The 2138-nt window shown below is 61.3% G+C and carries 2 protein-coding genes; both read left to right on the top strand.

Translation table 11 applies throughout. The features are described from left to right. The first annotated feature begins 38 nt into the window (after positions 1-38). Positions 39-1064: an ATP-binding cassette domain-containing protein gene (locus tag AC0AP0_RS12560; RefSeq protein WP_490430732.1), complete on the top strand. Its 1026-nt coding sequence runs from the start codon at positions 39-41 to the stop codon at positions 1062-1064. A gap of 82 nt (positions 1065-1146) precedes the next feature. Next, the gene (locus AC0AP0_RS12555) at positions 1147-2028 is read left to right on the top strand and encodes a hypothetical protein (protein ID WP_490430731.1); all 882 of its coding nucleotides are present in this window, start codon (positions 1147-1149) and stop codon (positions 2026-2028) included. The last annotated feature ends 110 nt before the right edge of the window (positions 2029-2138 follow it).

Here is a 2138-nt window from a genome sequence, read left to right as displayed (position 1 = left end):
ACCGCCCAGCTATACACCAACGACCTGGAGGACGAGGCATGAGCGAAAAGACATCGGACCAGCAGCCAGACGAAGAGCCCCAGGCAACTACTGATCAGAAACAGACCGATCAGAAGCAAGCCACTCAGACAAGGGCCGAAGCTGAGCAAACAGCCGACGAGAGCACCAACGCCGAACCCATGTCCGAACCCAGCACAGGGTCGGAGACGGAAACGGAATCCAAGGAAGAAGCAACCACTCAGACGGACAAAAAGACCGAGGAGGATGATTCTTCGGAAGAAGATGCCGCGCTGGCTGCCTTCAAAGTGGTCATCGAGCATGAAGATACCGAAGATTCCGATGACGATCAGGAAGAGGACCCGCTGTTGGATACCGCTGACCAACGGGTGCTGGTTCCTGGAGGCTACCCGGTGCTTTCCCTGAAGCACGTGGATTACACGCGCAAGATCCAGGGTCGCCCCGAACAGATCCTGGACGATGTCGATCTGGAATTCCAGCGTCGCCGCATCTACTCGGTGGAGACCACCTCCCCTTCCGTACGGGCCGCCATGATGGCCTTGATGACCGGCTTGCGCGCCCCCACCCAGGGCAGTGTGCTCTTCCGGGGCACAGATCTGCGCCAGTTGCTGGCCTCCGACTATCGCGGCCACCAAATTGGGGCCATCTTTGGCACCGATGCCCTGAGGCACGACCTGACCGCTGTGCAGAATCTTGTCTACACCATGGATGCCAGCGGGCGCACTTTCCTGGGCCCCAAGGACAATCTGGCCCGTCAACTGCTGGACGAGGTCGGCTTCCCGGAGCGTCTGCAGGACAAGCTGACCGCTGATCTGGGCCACCTGGACTTCCGCCTGGCCTCCGTGGCCCGAGCCCTGTGCTGCGAGTGCGATGTGCTCATCGCCGACGAACCCACCGAAGGGCTGGAGCCGGGCGATTGGGATACCCTGCTGGCCACCCTGAAGCGGGTCTCCCGCCGTCATGACTGCACCGTGATCATCCTGACCTCGGGCGGTTCGGACACTGTAGACGAGGGCACCTACGACGACCGATTCATCGTCGATTGAGCCTCAGCCTTCCGGACCGAAGACGGATGGCACTGCACTGATTTGTTCGGTCATCACCCATGAGGAGTGGATACCCCGGGTCATGGCCGAACAAATCGATTTGTGCAACAAGGACCCACATCGGCAACAGGGAATCATCCTGCACCATCACCATGGATTCGGACCCGTTCGGGATGTCGGCGTCAAAGAAGCGATATGGATCACCCCAGGGCTGCTGATTGCCCAGAACGCCTGGCTGGTATCCCGCGGCCGTCCCTCATGGGCCCTGTCAGCCCCACCGACCATGTGGCTGGATGATCTGGACCAGTCCCTGACCGGACGCAGAATTCTGACTGTGACGGCCGAAACCATTCTGACCTGGCGCCGTCTGCCATCGGGCTTGGGGCAGCGCCCCTGGTCGCAGCTGGCTGCCGGTCGGGTATCGGGCCTGCCTGCAGCCCGGCGAAACCTTGAAGATCTGCAGAGCAAGCTGCGGACGGCCCCTGCGCAATCGCTGATTCGCATCCAGACCCACTTGCCCGATATCCAGGAGGAGTGGCGGGTCATCATCAACAGGGGACGGATTGCAGCATCCAGCGGATACTGCCTGCATGAAGGTGAGGGCTCTAGGGCCATCACGACAATCTTTGACGGTGCCGTTTTCGAGCCCAGACATCGAGCGAGCGCTGAGGACTGCGCCCTCCAGGCAGCCAAGGGTCGATCTTCTGCCCCGATCAGCGTGGATCTGGCCTTCCTCCGTGGGTCGGATCGGCCGCTGATTTTGGAGGGAAACCCGGTCTGGTGCGCTGCTCCCTATGCTTACGGGACACAGGGCATGGCCTCTTTCCTGAAAGCCGTTGCGGACTGCCGGACCGATCCAGTCGACCCCTATCAACCAGACCCGTGGATGGTGCGCGAATTCGCTGGTCGTTTCCGCAGTTCCTGGGGTCCGGTCCGGCAGGATCAGACGATGGTCATGCCGTAGTACTTAGCCAAGGGCTGCAGGTCCGGCACCCCATATCGGGCCACCAGTTGCCTCCAACGGGCCAGATTGTCGGGACCATATTTGGCCGTGCGCTTGGCGGCAGTAGGCTC

The organism is Bifidobacterium sp. POST2/T3 (B1), assembly GCF_058197115.1.
The sequence above is the reverse complement of the archived record's forward strand: the minus strand, read 5'-3'. Positions and strand labels throughout refer to the sequence as shown.